Source organism: Sphingomonas sp., assembly GCF_965200105.1.
Classification (GTDB): Bacteria; Pseudomonadota; Alphaproteobacteria; order Sphingomonadales; family Sphingomonadaceae; genus Solisphingomonas.
Map to the genome: position 1 here is coordinate 2153881 of NZ_CBDATN010000002.1, position 15387 is coordinate 2169267.

Below are 15387 nucleotides of genomic sequence, written 5' to 3' on the forward strand. Positions count from 1 at the left end.
CACCGCCTCGAGACAAGCCAAGTCGACCATGATCGCCTCCATTGCGACCGGCCGATTAGGGTGACGCCCGCGTTCGCGCAGGTGGGCGAATGACGTAGGGCGCCTTGCGACTGAAAGGACGATCGACCCGCCGTCGAGCGGCGGGGCGACCGGTTCTCAGCGCGCCGAGGCGAGCTGGACCGCGTGGGCAGGGGAGGCGGCGGCCACGCGCGACTCGATCTGGCCGCGGACCTGCTCGGCCACATCGGCGCGACATGCGCGGGCGCGCGCCTCAAGATCGATGTGCACCGTGGCGAGGCTCTCGCCGCAGACGGCGCGGGCGGCTTGATCCACGCGCACCGCGAGACGCTGCTGCCCGCCCGCGGTCGCGAGATCGATGCCCTTGAGCGACAGGGTGGCGCTGTTTCTGCCGAAGGGATTGTCGATCGTGCCGGCGACGGCGGCGGACCCGAGCGAGGCGGCGGCGATCACCGCGACTGCGATCTTCATGGCATTCTCCTGCGATCACTTCCCGCCTCTTCCCGGGCGGCAGCGTGTATCTAGTGTCGCAGGTCGGTTAGGGCAATCGGGATACAGCGGGCATGGCGACAGACGGCACAGGCATGAACTTGCGCCGTGTGGGAGAGGTCTGTTGTCGGAGGGACGGCCGGGCGATCGTTCGCGCTTCTCCCCGCTACCGAGCGCGTACGGTCAGAGACGCCAGCTCGATCCTGTGGGCCAAGAGCCCGACGGGGAGGCGCACGGCCTCGTCTTCCACGCGCGCGCCTGTCGGTTCCTCGATGGCAATCTGCAGCGTGCGGGCGAAAGGGGTGGACCAGTCCCGGACGGTCGCGAGCGGCAGGGTTACCTGCCAGGCGCCTTCGCCCGACGCCGCGACCGGGTGGCCGTTGATCCGGACTGCGGCTCGCGGCGACGCTCGACGACCCCGGACGAGCAGACAATCGTCCGCGCCGCATGAGACGAGGCGCGTGGTCGCGACCGGGCGGGCCACGACGGGCGAGGCCGCCGCCGCAGCGAAGAGAAGCAGAGCCGCCTGAGACCGACCGATCATGACGCCATCGCTGGGCCGCGCAGGCCGCGCTCGCCATGAGGCGTTTGACGTAGCGGCACCTGCCTCAGTCTGGCGCGATGCCGTGGGCCTCGAAGAAGGCGCGGACTGGCGTCATCGCGTCGGCGTGCGTTCGCCAGCGCGCGATCGACGTCCCGTAGATCGGTTGGCGGACCTGCGATGCGCTGGGCGTCGACACTGCGCCGCCGTGGTTGTGGAACTCCAGGCAGGATCCCGACCAGCCGAGCCCGCAATGCGCGAGCAGCCGGCGCGTCTCGCCCTCCTGGTCGGTGACCAGCGTCTCGTAGCCGAGTTCCAGGATGCGGCCGGGCAGCGCCGCTCGCCAGAAAGCCATCAGCCGATCGAAGCGATGATAGTAGCGGGCGATGTCGAGGAGGTCGTAGCTGTAGTCGTAGTAGCGTGATCCGATCGCGAACAGGTTGCGGAAATTGGCGAGCACCGTGTCCATCGGGCTGCGGCGCAGGCATATGATGGCGGCGTTTGGCAGCGCCCGCGCGGCGATGCCCGCGTAGAGGACGTTTCCGGGGAACTTGTCGACGAAGCGGCGCTCGGGCTGGCGGCGATGGTGGGCGGCGCGGGCGAGGTAGTCGCGCCCGATCGCCGCCGGATCGGCGGCTGCGGCGGCAGCGATCGTCTCGGGATCGAGGACGGTGCGGCTGTGCGTCCCCGCCGCCGCCTTGACCGCGAGCGGCAGCGCCTGAAGCTCGCCCGCGCTCTCAACCTCGGGGTGGGAAGCGAGGATGCGATCGACCAACGTGGTGCCGGTGCGCGGCATCCCGACCACGAGGATCGGGGCTTCGGCGGACGGCGTGCCCGACGGCGCGCGCGACATCGCCGGCCAAGCCGCCTCCACCCCGTCGAACAGCGCCGCGTCGCGCGCGAAGTCATAGGCAAGCGCGACGCGATGCGCGGCATTAGCGGCGGCGAGCCGCTCGAAGGCCTCGTGCGGCCGCCCGATATCCTCCAGTTCCTTCACGAGTGCGTAGCCGGTCAGCAGGCGGTCGCGACCGAGCCGCGCGCGGTCGTGCGCGGACTGCAGGCGCTCGACGTGGTTGCGCGTCTCTGTCTGCTTGCGCAGCCCCGCCAGCAGGTGGTGAGCGCGCGCGTTGTCGGGCGAGCGCGCGAGGATCGTCTCCAGCGCGGCGTCGGCCTGCTCCGCGCGGCCAAGGAAGCTGAGCGTCGCCGCCAGATTGTAGCAAAACGCGTCGTTGCCCGGCGCCAGCGCGGTGGCGGCGAGAAAGTGGGGGAGGGCGGCGTCATGGTCGCTGAGGCGCGCATAGACGCACCCCATCGTGTCGCGGCCGAGCGCATCGGCGGGCGGCGCTCGCTCGGCAGCGCGCAGCATCGCTGCGGCGTCGCCGTCGCGGTGGACGAGCGTGTAGAGGCGGGCGAGCTGGGCGCGATACTCGCCGTGCGGCGCGATCGCCACCGCCCGCTCGATCCGCGCGATGCCGTCGCGCACGCGCCCCTCCTCGGCGTCGGCGATGCCGAGGAGGAACTCGCCCTCGGCGGCGCCGGCCGCCTCGCGGAGCCGCACCGCCCCCAGCTTGCGTGCGCCGTCGAGATCGCCGGATTCCAGCGTGGCGCGCGCCGTGGCGCTTAACGCCGCTCTCGTAACGGGGCCGGGTGGACGGGCAGGAGAGCTTTCAGGTGGCACGGCGTCTCCTCCTCGTCGTCGACGCGCTCGCCGATGCTGGGCGCCCGGGCGGCGGCCAAACCTACGTCAAACGACGCATTACCGGTCGTGAGACGCGCTCACTACCACCCTCCATCATGGCCTACCGCGACAGTGTGCCCACGGCGATCGCGGTGGCGGACGCCCGGTTCTCGACGCCCATTTTCTCAAAGATCTGCTCCAGATGCTTGTTCACGGTGCGCGGGCTGATCTTCAGGATCGCGCTGACCTCGCGGTTCTGCTTGCCGCGGCTGATCCAGAACAGCACCTCGGCCTCGCGCGAGGTGAGGCCGTGACGTGTCGCGAGGCGCCGCTCGGCGTCGCCTTCGCGCGTCTCGATAAGCCGGAAGAGGTGGTCGCCGCCGGTCGCGCGGTGCAGGAAGGTGCATTCGACCACGCTGTCTCCGACCTCCAGCGACGCGTGCGTGCCTTCGGGCCCGTTCGCGCTCAGCAGGCGGCGGACCGCGGTCGCCAGCGGCCCGGGCAGGGCGGCATCATGCGCGCGCCAGCCCGGGAACAGCCGCTCGATGGTGCCCGCGGCGAGCGGCGTCAGCCATGAGGTCGCGCCCGCGTCGTCGACCGCGAAGGACGGGCGTCCCGACGTGTCGAGCGCGAGCTGGCTGCCCCGCGCGATGCGTGCGTTGGCGAGGTGGACCGCCACCCGCGCCAGCAGCTCGTCGACCACGATCGGCTTGTGAACGTAATCGACCGCGCCCGCCTGAAGGCCGCGCACGACATGCTCGGTCTCGCTCAGGCCGGTCATGAAGATTACCGGCAGGTGGCGGAGCCGGCCGTTCGCCTTGATCCGACGAGTCGTCTCGAAGCCGTCGAGGCCCGGCATCATCGCGTCCATCAGCACCAGGTCGGGGGTGGCGTGGTCGAGCAGATCGAGCGCGGCGAGGCCGTCGACCGCGATCAGCGCGGTCATACCGGCATGTTCGAGCGTGGCGGTGAGGAAGCGCAGCGAGTCTGGCGTGTCGTCGACGACGAGGATGGTCGCGCCGCCGCCGCTGCGGGGGGGATCAGCCGACATCGTCGAGCATCCGGGCGAGCCCGCGCAGATCGAAGGCGTCGAGCAGGCGCCGCATCTCGGCAATCGTCGGGGCGCTCGCCGGTGCGGCGGCCTCGAGGTCGGTCAGCGCGTCGTCGATGCCCCGCACATGCCCCGTCCTGACGAGGCCCCGCAGCGTGGCGATATGGGCGAGGGCCGCTTCGGGAAGAGGAGCGGATCGCGGTGTCTCGGCGCCGACCGCCCCGTCGCCGGCGCTGATCCAGCCGAGATCGAGCTGACGGCCGATCGTCTCGAGCAGCCCGTCGAGCTCCACTGGTTTGGAGAGAAAGGCGTCGTGGCTGCTGCGGCCGTCACCGCCGGCCTGGAACTCGTGCGCGTTGGCGGAGACGATGACGATGCGCAGCTTGCCCCGGCAGACGCGGCGCAGCCGTTCGGCGACCTCCCAGCCGCTGAGGCCCGGCATCTGGATGTCGAGCAGCACGAGGTCCGGGCAGCAACGCTCGGCGAGCGCCAATCCGTCCGGTCCGTTGGACGCCAAGAACACCATAAAGCCGAGCGGCCGCAGCAGGTTCTGCAGCACCGCGATCTGCGCGGGATCGTCGTCGATGACGAGAAGCGTCCGCCGCTCGCCATGATAGCCGGTCACTCGCTCGTAAGCCGAAGCCCTCGGCGGCGCGACCATCGGCTCGGGCAGCATCATGCGAAGCCGGAAGCGGCTGCCGCGTCCGGGCTCGCTCGACGCCGTCACCTCGCCGCCGAGCACGCGGGCGAGCGCGCGGGTGATCGCGAGGCCGAGCCCGATGCCTGGTTGGGCCGCGGCATCGGGCGAGCTGCCGCGCTCGAAGGGCTCGAAGATCCTCTCGATGTCGTCCGCCGCTATGCCGATGCCGGTATCCGAGACCTCCACCAGCGCCATCTGGCTGCGGTAGGTGATCGCGAGGGTAGCGCCGCCCTCGCGCGTGTATTTGATCGCGTTGGACAGCAGATTGATGAGGATCTGCCGCAGCCGCTTCTCGTCCGTCCGCACGAACGGCGGCAACCGGCCGTTGACGACATAGTCGAGCGAGAGGCCCTTGGCCGCCGCCTGCATCCGGAACATGTCGACGACGTGATCGACGAGCGCGGGCAGGCGAACGACGTCCTGCCGCACCTTGAGCACCCCGCTCTCGATCCGCGAGATGTCGAGCAGGCCCTCGACCAGGTTGGTGAGATGCTCCGCCGCACGCCGGATCACGCTTCCCGCTTCGGCGGGCGGGATGGCGCCCTCCCGTTCCAGAAGCTGGGCGTATCCGTAGATCGCGTTCAGCGGCGACCGGATCTCGTGGCTGACGGCCACGAGGTAGCGGGTCTTGGCGGCGTTGGCGGCCTCGGCGGCCTCCTTGGCCCGGCGCAGTTCGTCGTTCGCCGTCACGCCCGCGGCTCCGTCGCTGCCCGCGCGCTCAGCCATGCCCGACCTGACCGCCGAGGTACACGCCGGGTACCATTTCTGCCGCAGCGCAAAACAGGATGACAGCCGCCATCCGCTCGATATATTGGTTATTACTGAGTTGTTCAAACGTAATATCGGGTGCATCGTCGCTTAGCGGGAAACCAGGCTTTCAGCACCCGAGGACGTGATCGAGAAGGGGCAAACATGGCTAGCTGGCTGACGAAGACGCGGGTCGCGATCGCAACTGCCGCGATGCTCGCCACCGCCTCCTGTGGCGGCGGTGCACAACAGGCCAAACGGACGGATTTCTCGATCGGCTGGTCGATCTACGCCGGCTGGATGCCGTGGCCCTACGCGCAGCAGGCCGGCATCGTGAAGAAGTGGGCCGACAAGTACGGCGTCAAGATCAACTTCGTGCAGGTCAACGACTATGTCGAATCGGTGAACCAGTTCAACGCCGGCAAGCTCGACGGCGTGACGGTCACCAACATGGACGCGCTCACCATCCCGGCGGCCGGCGGCAAGGACACCAGCGCCATCATCCTCGGCGACTATTCGGACGGCAACGACGGCATCGTGCTCAAGAACGCGTCGAGTCTGGCCGACATCAAGGGCCGCACCGTCAACCTCGTGGAACTCTCGGTCTCGCACTACCTGCTCGCGCGCGGCCTCTCGACGGTCGGGCTCAAGCTCAGCGACGTAAAGACGGTGAACACGTCGGATGCCGATATCGTCGGCGCCTTCGCCAATCCCAGCGCCACCGCCGCCGTGACGTGGAACCCGCAGCTCACCGAACTCGCCAAGCAACCCGGCGCCAAGCTCGTCTTCGATTCGCATCAGGTGCCCGCCGAGATCCTGGACCTGCTCGCGGTGGACACCGCCACGCTCAAGGCCAATCCCAATCTCGGCAAGGCGCTCGCCGGCATCTGGTACGAGACGATCAGCCTGATGCAGCGCCAGGACGCGGCAGGCGCCGCCGCCCGCGCGGCGATGGCCAAGATGGCGGGATCGACCCCGCAGGCCTTCGACGCGCAGCTCAAGACCACGCACCTCTACGGCACGCCCAAGGACGCCGTAGCCGCGATGACGTCGCCCGCATTGCCGGCCACGATGACCAAGGTGCGCGACTTCAGCTTCTCCAAGGGCCTGTTCGGCCAAGGCGCGAAGTCCGCCGACGCGGTGGGCATCGGGTTGCCGGGCGGCAGGACGCTGGGCGATGCCGGCAACGTGAAGCTCCGGTTCGATCCGAGCTTCATGGAGCAGGCGGCCGCCGGCAAGCTCTGAGAAGGCGGCGGCGATGCGCTGGGTCAACGTCAGGCCGGGGCGCCGGAACTCGATCCTGCTCGGCGCGATCCCGCTGCTGGCGATCCTCGCGGCGTACATGCTCGCCGCCGCCTCCCGCCACGCCGCCAATCCTTCGGACAAGCTGCTGCCCACGCCCGCCGCGATGTTCACGGCGATGCACGGCCTGATCGCCGAGGTCGATCCGCTGAGCGGCCGGCTGGTGTTCTGGGCGGACACGCTGGCGAGCCTGGAGCGGCTCGGCATCGCGCTCGGCATCTGCACGCTCTCCACGCTGTTCGTCGGCATGGTGCTGGGCGTGCTGCCCGCCGCGCGCGCAACGCTCGGCGGGCTGGTGACGGCCATCGCGGTGATCCCGCCGATCGCGCTGCTGCCGATCCTGTTCATCGTCTTCGGCTTGGGCGAGACCGCCAAGGTCGCGCTGATCGTCATCGGTGTCGCGCCCTTCCTGATCCGCGATCTCGCCGATCATGTCGCCGCGATCCCGCAGGAGCAGCTCGTCAAGGCGCAGACGCTCGGCGCATCGAGCTGGCAGCTCGCGTTGCGGGTGGCTCTGCCGCAGGCGTTGCCACGCCTGATCGCCGGGCTGCGGCTGTCGCTCGGGCCGGCGTGGGTGTATCTCATATCGGCGGAGGCGATCGCGTCGGACGTCGGCCTCGGCTACCGCATCTTTCTCGTCCGCCGCTACCTGTCGATGGACGTCATCATCCCCTACGTCGCGTGGATCTCGGTCCTCGCGATCGCGATGGACGTGGCGCTGGCGCAGCTCAGCCGTCGCGCCTTCGCCTGGGCGCATGGGCACCGCCGGTGAGCGCGCTGCTCGCTCTCGACAATGTCTGGCTCGAATATGGCGACAAGGTCGTGCTTGAGCGCGTCGACCTCGGCATCGCGGAGGGCAGCTTCGTCTCGATCGTCGGGCCTTCGGGGGCTGGCAAGAGCAGCTTCCTGCGCCTCGTGCTCGGCCAGGAGGCGCCCAGTCGCGGACGCATCCTGCTCGACGGCAAGCCCCTCGTCGCGGAGTGCGGGCCGGATCGCGGAGTGGTGTTCCAGCGATATTCGGTGTTCCCGCACCTGACCGTGCTGCGCAACGTGATGTTCGCACGGGAATGCGCCGGCGCCCGCTTCACCGCCCGCCTGTTCGGACGTGCGCGCCGCGCCGCCGCCGAGGAGGCCGAGGCGATGCTGGCGGAGGTGGGCCTCGCCGATGCGTTAGACGCATATCCCGCGCAGCTCTCAGGGGGGATGCAGCAGCGCCTCGCGATCGCGCAGGCCCTGATCGCACGGCCCCGCGTGCTGCTCCTCGACGAGCCGTTCGGCGCGCTCGATCCCGGCATCCGGCAGGACATGCACGGCCTCATCCTCCGCCTGTGGCGCGAGCACGGGCTGACCGTGCTGATGGTGACGCACGATATCGGCGAGGCCTTCAAGCTCGGCACCCGCCTGCTCGCCTTCGACAAGCGCCGCATCGATCCGCACGCGCCGCACCGCTTCGGCGCCACCGCGATCTACGATCTCGCGCTCAAGGCCGCGCCGACGCCCGATGCGATCGACGATCAGGCAACCGGTATTACGATTGACAGCATCGGTAATAATCATGAGAAATGATCCCGTGAAGGATGCGCCGCCCACCAACCTCGCACGGCTCAGCATGAGCCTGCCGTCCGGCCTCTCCCGCCAGCTCGACGCGATGGTGGAGGAGCGCGGGTTGCCGTCGCGCTCGCAACTCATCGCCGAGCTGATCCGCAACGAACTGGCCGAGCATGGCGCGGCGGTGCGCCCGGATGCCATGCTCGCGGGCACGATCACGCTCGTCTATCGCGGCGACATGGGGCGCGTGCGCCACCAGCTTTCCCAGATGCAGGGTGATTTCCTGAAGGAGGTCATCTCCTCCCAGCATGTCTTCCTGGAGGATGACCAGTCGCTGGAGGTGCTGCTCGTCCAGGGGCCGGCGACGCGGCTGCGCGAGCTGTGCGACGCGCTGCGCACCGTGCGCGGGGTGCGCCAGCTCAGGCTGTTCACCACCACCGCGCTGCTGCCGCCGCTGCACGAGCAGGAGCGGGGCGCGCCGCTCGCGGCGGGCAAGGCGGCATGAGCGCGCTCGCCGATCCGAACGCGGCACGCGATCATGCCCGCGCCATGGCCGGCACGACGGTCGAGGCGATGCCGGTGCTGCCGCCCCGCGCCGACGATCTGCCGGAGGGTGTCTGCCCCGACGATCTGGTCTGGGAGGAGACGATCGCGGGCGGCGGCTATGCCTCGCGCGTCCTCGCGCGCGGCGCGCGGCTGCGGCTGATCGACCTGCGCGGCGATGCCTGCGCCTCGCTCAACCTCTTCAATGCCGCGATGCCCGGCGAGCGGCTGAACGTCGCGGATACCCTCAAGGTGCAGTGGAACGCCTATCTGTCGGCGGGCAGCGTGCTGCTCTCCGACATGGGCCGCGTGCTCGCCAGCATCGAGGCGGACGACGCGGAGACGCACGACGCCTTCTGCGGCCCCTCCACCGCCGCATCCAACACCCGCCGCTACGGCGACGGCCGCAATTCGGGCGAGCATCCGAGCGCGCGCGACCGGCTGCTGCTCGGCGCGGCCAAGCACGGCCTGGGCGCACGCGACGTCCATCCCTGCATCAACCTGTTCAAGGGCGTGCGCATCGCCGCCGACGGCACCGTCGAGCCCGAACTCGGCCCCTTCGCAGCGGGCCGATCGCTGATCCTGCGCGCCGAGATGGATGTGATCGCCGTCATCGCCAACTGCCCGCATGTGCTCGACGCGCGGCCTTGGAGCGTGACGCCGCTGCGCGTCACCGCGTGGCGCGGACCGATTGCGGCGCAGGACGACCCGATCCGCAACGCGACGCCCGAGCGGCAGCGCGCCTTCCTCAACACGGAAGACCTTCACCGCCGATGAGCCATGACGATCCCCACCTCGCCGGCTTGCCCGGCGCCGTCGTCCATGACGAGATCGTGCCCGCGCGCGCCCCGTGGCTACACCGGGTGAGCGCCGGCGAGACGCTCCGCATCGTCGACCTCGAAGGCAACCAGGCAGTCGATTTCCTGGCCTACGCCGCCGCCGACGATGCCGAACGCTACAGCGCGCAGGACACGATCGCGGCACAGGCCAACATCTTCCTGCGCACAGGCTCGGTGCTGCTCTCCAACGAAGGGCGGCCGATGATGACCATCGCCGGCACGTCGGTGGAGTATCACGACACCATCGGCGGCGCCTGCTCGTGCGAGTCCAACTCGCTGCGCTACGGGCACCACACCAAGGCGCAACACGCCTGCGTCGACAACTTCCTCGAAGCGAACCTGCGCGACGGCCGGACCAAGCGCGACATCGTATCGAACGTGAACTTCTTCATGAACGTGCCCGTCGAGGCGGATGGCGCGCTCGGCATCGTCGACGGCATCTCCGCGCCCGGGCTGACCGTCGACCTGCACGCCGAGATGGACGTGATCGTCGTCGTTTCCAACTGCCCGCAGATCAACAACCCCTGCAACGGCTTCAATCCCACGCCCGTGCGCATGATCGTGGCGGCGTGAACGTGCGAACCGTCCTGATCGCCAATCGCGGCGCGATCGCGTGCCGGATCATCCGCACGCTGAAACGCATGAGGATCCGCTCGGTCGCGGTCTTCTCCGACGCCGACGAGGCCTCGCGCCACGTCGCCGAGGCCGACGTGGCGGTGCGGATCGGGCCGGGGCCGGCCGCGGAGAGCTACCTCGATGCGGAGCGCATCCTCGCCGCCGCACGCGAGACGGGGGCGGACGCGATCCATCCCGGCTACGGCTTCCTCTCCGAAAATGCCGGCTTCGCGGAGGCGTGCGAGGCGGCGGGGATTGCCTTCATCGGGCCGACGGCGGACAACATCCGCGCCTTCGGCCTCAAGCACAGCGCGCGCGCGCTCGCCGAGGCCGAGGGCGTGAAGCTGGCGCCGGGCACCGGGCTGCTGGCGAGCCCCGAAGAGGCGATCGAGGCGGCCGCGCGCGTGGGCTATCCGGTGATGCTCAAGGCGACGGCGGGCGGCGGCGGCATCGGCATGCGCGTGTGCGCCGACGAGACGGCGGTGCGCGAGGGCTACGCGGCGGTGGCGCGGCTCGGCGCGGGCAATTTCGGCGACGCCAGCCTGTTCCTCGAACGCTTCGTGCCGCGCGCGCGCCACGTCGAGGTGCAGATCTTCGGCGACGGGGCGGGGCACGTGGTGGCGCTCGGCGAGCGCGACTGCTCGCTCCAGCGCCGCAACCAGAAGGTGATCGAGGAGGCGCCCGCGCCCAACCTGCCGGAGCATATCCGCGCGGAGTTGACGCAAGCGGCGGTGCGGCTGGGCATGGCGGCGCGCTATCGCTCGGCGGGCACGGTCGAGTTCCTCTACGATCCCGAGCGGGAGGACTGGTTCTTCCTGGAGGTGAACACCCGTCTGCAGGTCGAGCATGGCGTCACCGAGGAGGTGACGGGCGTCGATCTCGTCGAGTGGATGGTGCGCGGCGCGGCGGGCGATTTCGCCTTCCTCGACACACCCGTGCCCGCGCCTGTCGGCTGGTCGATCCAGGCGCGGCTCTACGCCGAGGATCCGGCGATCGACTTCCGCCCCGCCGTGGGCACGCTGACCGATGTCGCTTTTCCGGCCGACGCGCGCGTCGAGACCTGGGTGGAGAGCGGCGCCGAGGTCTCCTCCTTCTACGATCCCATGCTGGCCAAGCTGATCGTGCGCGGCCCTGATCGCGCCTCGGCCGTGGCGGCGCTGCAAACCGCGCTCGACGCGACGCGCCTCGCCGGCATCGAGACCAACCTGCGCTGGCTGCGCGACGTGGCGCGCAGCCCCGATCTCGTGTCCGGCGACGTCTCCACCGGCTCGCTCGCCCATGTCGAGCATCGTCCATGCAGCGTCGTGGTGCGATCGGCGGGCACCGCGACGAGCGTGCAGGACTGGCCCGGCCGGATCGGATCGTGGGACGTCGGCGTGCCGCCGTCCGGCCCGATGGACGCGCGCGCGTTCCGGCTGGGCAACGCGCTTCTCGGCAACGATGCGCGCGCATCCGGCCTCGAAGTGACGGCGACCGGCCCGACGCTCCAGTTCAACGTCGCGACCCGCGTCTGCATCACCGGCGCCGACTTCTCCGCCACGCTCGACGGCGAGCCGGTGCCGCGCAACGTGCCGGTAGCGGTGGGTGAGGGGCAGACGCTGGCGCTCGGCCGCGTCGGCGGCGGCGGAATGCGCGGCTACCTCCTGTTCGCGGGCGGGCTCGACGTTCCGGCCTATCTCGGCAGCGCGGCGACCTTCGATCTCGGCGAGTTCGGCGGCCATGGCGGGCGCCGCCTGCGCGTCGGCGACACGCTGCACATGACGCCGCGCGCGTCCGCCGCGGTTGCGGGCGGGCACGAGGTGGATCAGCTTGCGTTCGGCCCCGACTGGACGATCCGCGTGCTCTACGGCCCACACGGCGCGCCCGATTTCTTCGCCCCCGAGGATATCGACACGATCCTGTCGGCCGCGTGGCAGGTCCACTACAACAGCAACCGCACCGGCGTGCGGCTGATCGGCCCCAAGCCGCGCTGGGCGCGCAAGGACGGCGGCGAAGCCGGGCTCCACCCCTCCAACATCCACGACAATCCCTACGCGATCGGCGCGATCGACTTCACCGGCGACATGCCGATCATCCTCGGCCCCGACGGGCCGTCGCTGGGCGGCTTCGTCTGCCCGTTCGTGGTGATCGCGGCCGATCTGTGGAAGGTCGGCCAGCTCAGCCCCGGCGATCGCATCCGCTTCGAGCAGGTGGGCCTCGCCGAGGCGGAGGCGGCGAGCGCCGTCGAGGAGGCGTTCATCGCGGGCGGCGCCGCGCCCGCCGCTCCGGCCGTCACCGGTGGCGGAAGGGACGCGATCCTCGCCGATCTGCAGGCGCAGGGCCGCCGCCCGCGCGTGCTCGTGCGCCGGCAGGGTGATCGCAACGTGCTGGTCGAATACGGCCCGATCACGCTGGATCTCGAATTACGGCTGCGCGTCCACGCCGCCACCGGCGCGCTGCGCAAGGCGGCGCTGCCCGGCATCCTCGACATCGTGCCCGGCATCCGCTCCTTCCAGGTCCATTTCGACGGCGTGTCGCTGCGCGAGGGGGCACTTCTCGATCGATTGGCGGCGATCGAGGCGCTGCTCGGCGAGCTCGACGACTTCACGATCCCGTCGCGCATCGTCCACCTGCCGCTGAGCTGGGACGATCCCGCGATCCACCAGACGATCGAACGCTACATGGCCGTCGTGCGCGACGATGCGCCGTGGTGCCCGAACAATATTGAGTTCATCCGTCGCGTGAACGGGCTGGCCGATGCCGACGCGGTGCGCCGCACCGTGTTCGACGCCAGCTACCTCGTCTACGGGCTGGGCGACGTCTATCTCGGCGCGCCGGTCGCGACGCCGATCGATCCGCGCCACCGGCTCGTCACCACCAAGTACAATCCCGCGCGCACCTGGACGCCGCCCAACGTCGTCGGCATCGGCGGCGCCTACATGTGCATCTACGGCATGGAGGGGCCGGGCGGGTACCAGCTCTTCGGCCGCACCATCCAGGTGTGGAACACCTACCGCCAGGGCGGCGCCTTCGTCGACGGCAAGCCTTGGCTGCTGCGCTTCTTCGACCAGATCCGCTTCTTCCCCGTCAGCCACGACGAGCTGACCGAATGGCGGCGCGATTTTCCGCTCGGCCGCCGCGCGATCGAGATTGAGGAGACCGAGTTCCGCCTCGCCGACTATCGCGCCTTCCTGGCCGACAACGCCGGCTCGATCGCCGCCTTCGAGGAGCGCCGCAACGCCGCCTTCGCCGCCGAGCGCGCCGATTGGGAGCGGCGCGGCGAGTTCGACCGCGTGGCGAGCCTCGTCGAGGAGGCGACCGGCGAGCCGGCCGACGCCGTCGAGATGCCGGTTGGTTCCGAGCTCGTCGAGGCGCCGTTCGGCGGCAGCGTCTGGAAGGTGATGAAGGCGCCGGGCGACGCCGTGGCAGCGGGCGAGACGATCCTGGTGGTTGAGGCGATGAAGATGGAGTTCCCGGTCGTGAGCCCTGCCGCCGGCACGATCGCCGCGCTGTTCGTGGCCGAGCGGCAGGCGGTGGCGCCCGGTGCGCCGATGCTGGCGCTGGTGCGGGCATGATCGCGCTCGATCGCCTGTCCGTCGTGCGGATCGCGGACGACGTGCAATCCGGGCGCCGCAGCGCCGTCGCGGTGATCGAGGAGGTGCTGGAGCGGCTCGCCCGCTACGACGCGGTGCAGGACGCGGTGTGGATCTCGCGCTTCGACGCGCAGGCGCTCCGCGCCGCCGCCGCCGCCGTCGACGAACGTGTCGCGCAGGGTGAGGTGCTGCCGCTGGCCGGCGTGCCGTTCGCGGTGAAGGACAATATCGACGTCTTGGACCTCGACACCACCGCCGCCTGCCCCGCTTTCGCCTACGCGCCCGATCGCTCGGCGACGGTGATCGAGCGGCTGGTCGCCGCCGGCGCCGTGCCGGTGGGCAAGACCAACCTCGACCAGTTCGCCACCGGCATCAACGGCACGCGCAGCCCCTACGGCGTGCCGCGCAACGCCTATAATCGCGCGTGGATCAGCGGCGGATCTAGCTCGGGCTCGGCGGTCGCGGTGGCGGCGGGGCTGGTGGCGTTCGCGTTGGGCACCGACACCGCCGGTTCGGGGCGCATCCCGGCGGCCTTCAACCACCTGATCGGCTTCAAGCCCTCGAGGGGACGGTGGAGCAGCCGCGGCCTCGTCCCCGCCTGCCGCACGCTCGACTGCATCACCGTTTTCACCGGCACCGCCGAGGAGGCGGGACTGGTAGACGCGGTGGTCGCCGGCTTCGACCCGCAGGATGCCTTCTCGCGCGCGCTGCCGGACGTGCCCCGCGCGACCCGCCGCATCGGCATTCCGCGCGCCGATCAGCGGCCGTGGTTCGGCGACATCGAGTCGGGCTTCCTCTACGATACAGCGCTGGCTACGCTCGATGTCGAACTGGTCGAGATCGACATGGCGCCACTCGCGGAGGCCGCGCGCCTGCTCTACGACGGACCTTGGGTGGCCGAGCGTACCGCCGCCGTGCGCGACCTGCTACGGGACGATCCGGACGCGATCCACCCCGTCGTTCGCGAGATCGTCGAGCAGGGCCTCTCGTACGGCGCGGTCGAAGCCTTCGAGGGACAATATCGTCTCGCCGAGCTCGCCCGCGCCGCCGAGGCGATGTGGCGCGAGGTCGACCTGCTCGCCTTCCCCACTGCGCCGACCTGTTATCGCGTGGCCGAGATGCTCGTCGCGCCGATCGCGCTTAACGCGAACCTCGGCGCCTACACCAACTTCGTGAACCTGCTGGACATGGCGGCGATCGCGCTGCCCGCCGGGCGCTATGGCAGCGGAGTAGGCTTCGGCATCACGCTCATCGGGCCGGCCGGCACGGATCGCGCGCTCGTCGATGCCGCCGACGCTCTTTTCCCCGCGCCGGCATCGCCGCCGCCGCTCGATCTGGAGGGACGGATGGAGACCGTGAAGCTGGCCGTGGTAGGCGCCCACCTCAAGGACATGCCGCTCCACTGGCAGTTGACGTCGCGCGACGCGCGCTTCCTGGGCGAGGCGAAGACCGCGCCGACCTACAGGCTCTACGCGATGGCCGACAGCGCCCCGCCCAAGCCCGCGCTGGTCCATTCCGAAAATGGGGGCGCCATCGCGCTCGAGCTCTACGAACTCGATCTAGCGGCGTTCGGCAGCTTTGTCGCCGAGGTGCCGCCGCCGCTGGCGATCGGGACGGTCACCCTGGAGGACGGCAGCTTCGTCAAAGGCTTCGTCGCGGAACCGCGCGCCCTGACGAACGCCGAGGACGTCACGGCGCTGGGCGGTTGGCGGGCCTATGTTGCACGAGGAGCAGACTGACGGCG

Annotated in this window: 13 protein-coding genes; 8 read left to right on the top strand and 5 right to left on the bottom strand. The window is 70.4% G+C overall.

Annotated elements, in window-relative coordinates:
• Positions 1–156 precede the first annotated feature (156 nt).
• The 5 genes from ACOFKX_RS12050 to ACOFKX_RS12070 form a co-directional block, all read right to left on the bottom strand.
• Positions 157–489 (bottom strand): UrcA family protein, encoded by a 333-nt coding sequence (locus ACOFKX_RS12050; RefSeq protein ID WP_419827208.1) that lies wholly within the window; start codon positions 487–489, stop codon positions 157–159.
• Between the two features lie 184 nt (positions 490–673).
• Positions 674–1051, bottom strand: a complete 378-nt coding sequence (locus ACOFKX_RS12055) for a hypothetical protein (protein ID WP_419827209.1) — start codon at positions 1049–1051, stop codon at positions 674–676.
• Between the two features lie 64 nt (positions 1052–1115).
• The gene (locus ACOFKX_RS12060; protein WP_419827210.1) at positions 1116–2726 is read right to left on the bottom strand and encodes a sulfotransferase; all 1611 of its coding nucleotides are present in this window, start codon (positions 2724–2726) and stop codon (positions 1116–1118) included.
• A 121-nt stretch (positions 2727–2847) separates the two neighbouring features.
• Positions 2848–3777: a response regulator gene (locus tag ACOFKX_RS12065; RefSeq protein ID WP_419827211.1), complete on the bottom strand. Its 930-nt coding sequence runs from the start codon at positions 3775–3777 to the stop codon at positions 2848–2850.
• Positions 3767–5167, bottom strand: coding sequence for a hybrid sensor histidine kinase/response regulator (locus ACOFKX_RS12070; protein ID WP_419827212.1), 1401 nt, complete (start codon positions 5165–5167; stop codon positions 3767–3769). The genes ACOFKX_RS12065 and ACOFKX_RS12070 overlap by 11 nt, the downstream gene beginning before the upstream one ends.
• A 222-nt stretch (positions 5168–5389) precedes the next feature.
• Here ACOFKX_RS12070 and ACOFKX_RS12075 point away from each other — a divergent pair, with 222 nt between their 5' ends.
• The 8 genes from ACOFKX_RS12075 to atzF are packed head-to-tail and all read left to right on the top strand — an operon-like array spanning position 5390 to position 15382.
• Positions 5390–6469 (top strand): putative urea ABC transporter substrate-binding protein, encoded by a 1080-nt coding sequence (locus ACOFKX_RS12075; protein ID WP_419827213.1) that lies wholly within the window; start codon positions 5390–5392, stop codon positions 6467–6469.
• Between the two features lie 13 nt (positions 6470–6482).
• The gene (locus ACOFKX_RS12080) at positions 6483–7298 is read left to right on the top strand and encodes an ABC transporter permease (protein ID WP_419827214.1); all 816 of its coding nucleotides are present in this window, start codon (positions 6483–6485) and stop codon (positions 7296–7298) included.
• Positions 7295–8092: an ABC transporter ATP-binding protein gene (locus tag ACOFKX_RS12085; protein WP_419827215.1), complete on the top strand. Its 798-nt coding sequence runs from the start codon at positions 7295–7297 to the stop codon at positions 8090–8092. The genes ACOFKX_RS12080 and ACOFKX_RS12085 overlap by 4 nt, the downstream gene beginning before the upstream one ends.
• Positions 8082–8579 carry a CopG family ribbon-helix-helix protein gene (locus ACOFKX_RS12090; RefSeq protein ID WP_419827216.1) on the top strand — a complete coding sequence of 166 codons (498 nt, stop codon included), beginning with the start codon at positions 8082–8084 and terminating at the stop codon, positions 8577–8579. Before ACOFKX_RS12085 ends, ACOFKX_RS12090 begins: the two co-directional genes overlap by 11 nt.
• Positions 8576–9394 (top strand): urea amidolyase associated protein UAAP1, encoded by an 819-nt coding sequence (locus ACOFKX_RS12095; protein ID WP_419827217.1) that lies wholly within the window; start codon positions 8576–8578, stop codon positions 9392–9394. Before ACOFKX_RS12090 ends, ACOFKX_RS12095 begins: the two co-directional genes overlap by 4 nt.
• On the top strand, positions 9391–10029 hold the full coding sequence (locus ACOFKX_RS12100; protein ID WP_419827218.1) for an urea amidolyase associated protein UAAP2: 639 nt from the start codon (positions 9391–9393) through the stop codon (positions 10027–10029). The genes ACOFKX_RS12095 and ACOFKX_RS12100 overlap by 4 nt, the downstream gene beginning before the upstream one ends.
• Positions 10026–13625, top strand: a complete 3600-nt coding sequence (uca, locus tag ACOFKX_RS12105; RefSeq protein WP_419827219.1) for an urea carboxylase — start codon at positions 10026–10028, stop codon at positions 13623–13625. The genes ACOFKX_RS12100 and uca overlap by 4 nt, the downstream gene beginning before the upstream one ends.
• Positions 13622–15382 carry an allophanate hydrolase gene (gene atzF / locus ACOFKX_RS12110; protein WP_419827220.1) on the top strand — a complete coding sequence of 587 codons (1761 nt, stop codon included), beginning with the start codon at positions 13622–13624 and terminating at the stop codon, positions 15380–15382. The genes uca and atzF overlap by 4 nt, the downstream gene beginning before the upstream one ends.
• Positions 15383–15387: the final 5 nt, after the last annotated feature.

What these genes read in the sequence shown, in the direction of transcription:
- ACOFKX_RS12050 (WP_419827208.1), bottom strand. Translation starts at nt 489, where the DNA reads ATGAAGATCGCAGTCGCGGTGATCGCCGCCGCCTCGCTCGGGTCCGCC.
- ACOFKX_RS12055 (WP_419827209.1), bottom strand. Translation starts at nt 1,051, where the DNA reads ATGATCGGTCGGTCTCAGGCGGCTCTGCTTCTCTTCGCTGCGGCGGCG.
- ACOFKX_RS12065 (WP_419827211.1), bottom strand. Translation starts at nt 3,777, where the DNA reads ATGTCGGCTGATCCCCCCCGCAGCGGCGGCGGCGCGACCATCCTCGTC.
- ACOFKX_RS12075 (WP_419827213.1), top strand. Translation starts at nt 5,390, where the DNA reads ATGGCTAGCTGGCTGACGAAGACGCGGGTCGCGATCGCAACTGCCGCG.
- ACOFKX_RS12080 (WP_419827214.1), top strand. Translation starts at nt 6,483, where the DNA reads ATGCGCTGGGTCAACGTCAGGCCGGGGCGCCGGAACTCGATCCTGCTC.
- ACOFKX_RS12090 (WP_419827216.1), top strand. Translation starts at nt 8,082, where the DNA reads ATGAGAAATGATCCCGTGAAGGATGCGCCGCCCACCAACCTCGCACGG.
- ACOFKX_RS12095 (WP_419827217.1), top strand. Translation starts at nt 8,576, where the DNA reads ATGAGCGCGCTCGCCGATCCGAACGCGGCACGCGATCATGCCCGCGCC.
- ACOFKX_RS12100 (WP_419827218.1), top strand. Translation starts at nt 9,391, where the DNA reads ATGAGCCATGACGATCCCCACCTCGCCGGCTTGCCCGGCGCCGTCGTC.
- atzF (WP_419827220.1), top strand. Translation starts at nt 13,622, where the DNA reads ATGATCGCGCTCGATCGCCTGTCCGTCGTGCGGATCGCGGACGACGTG.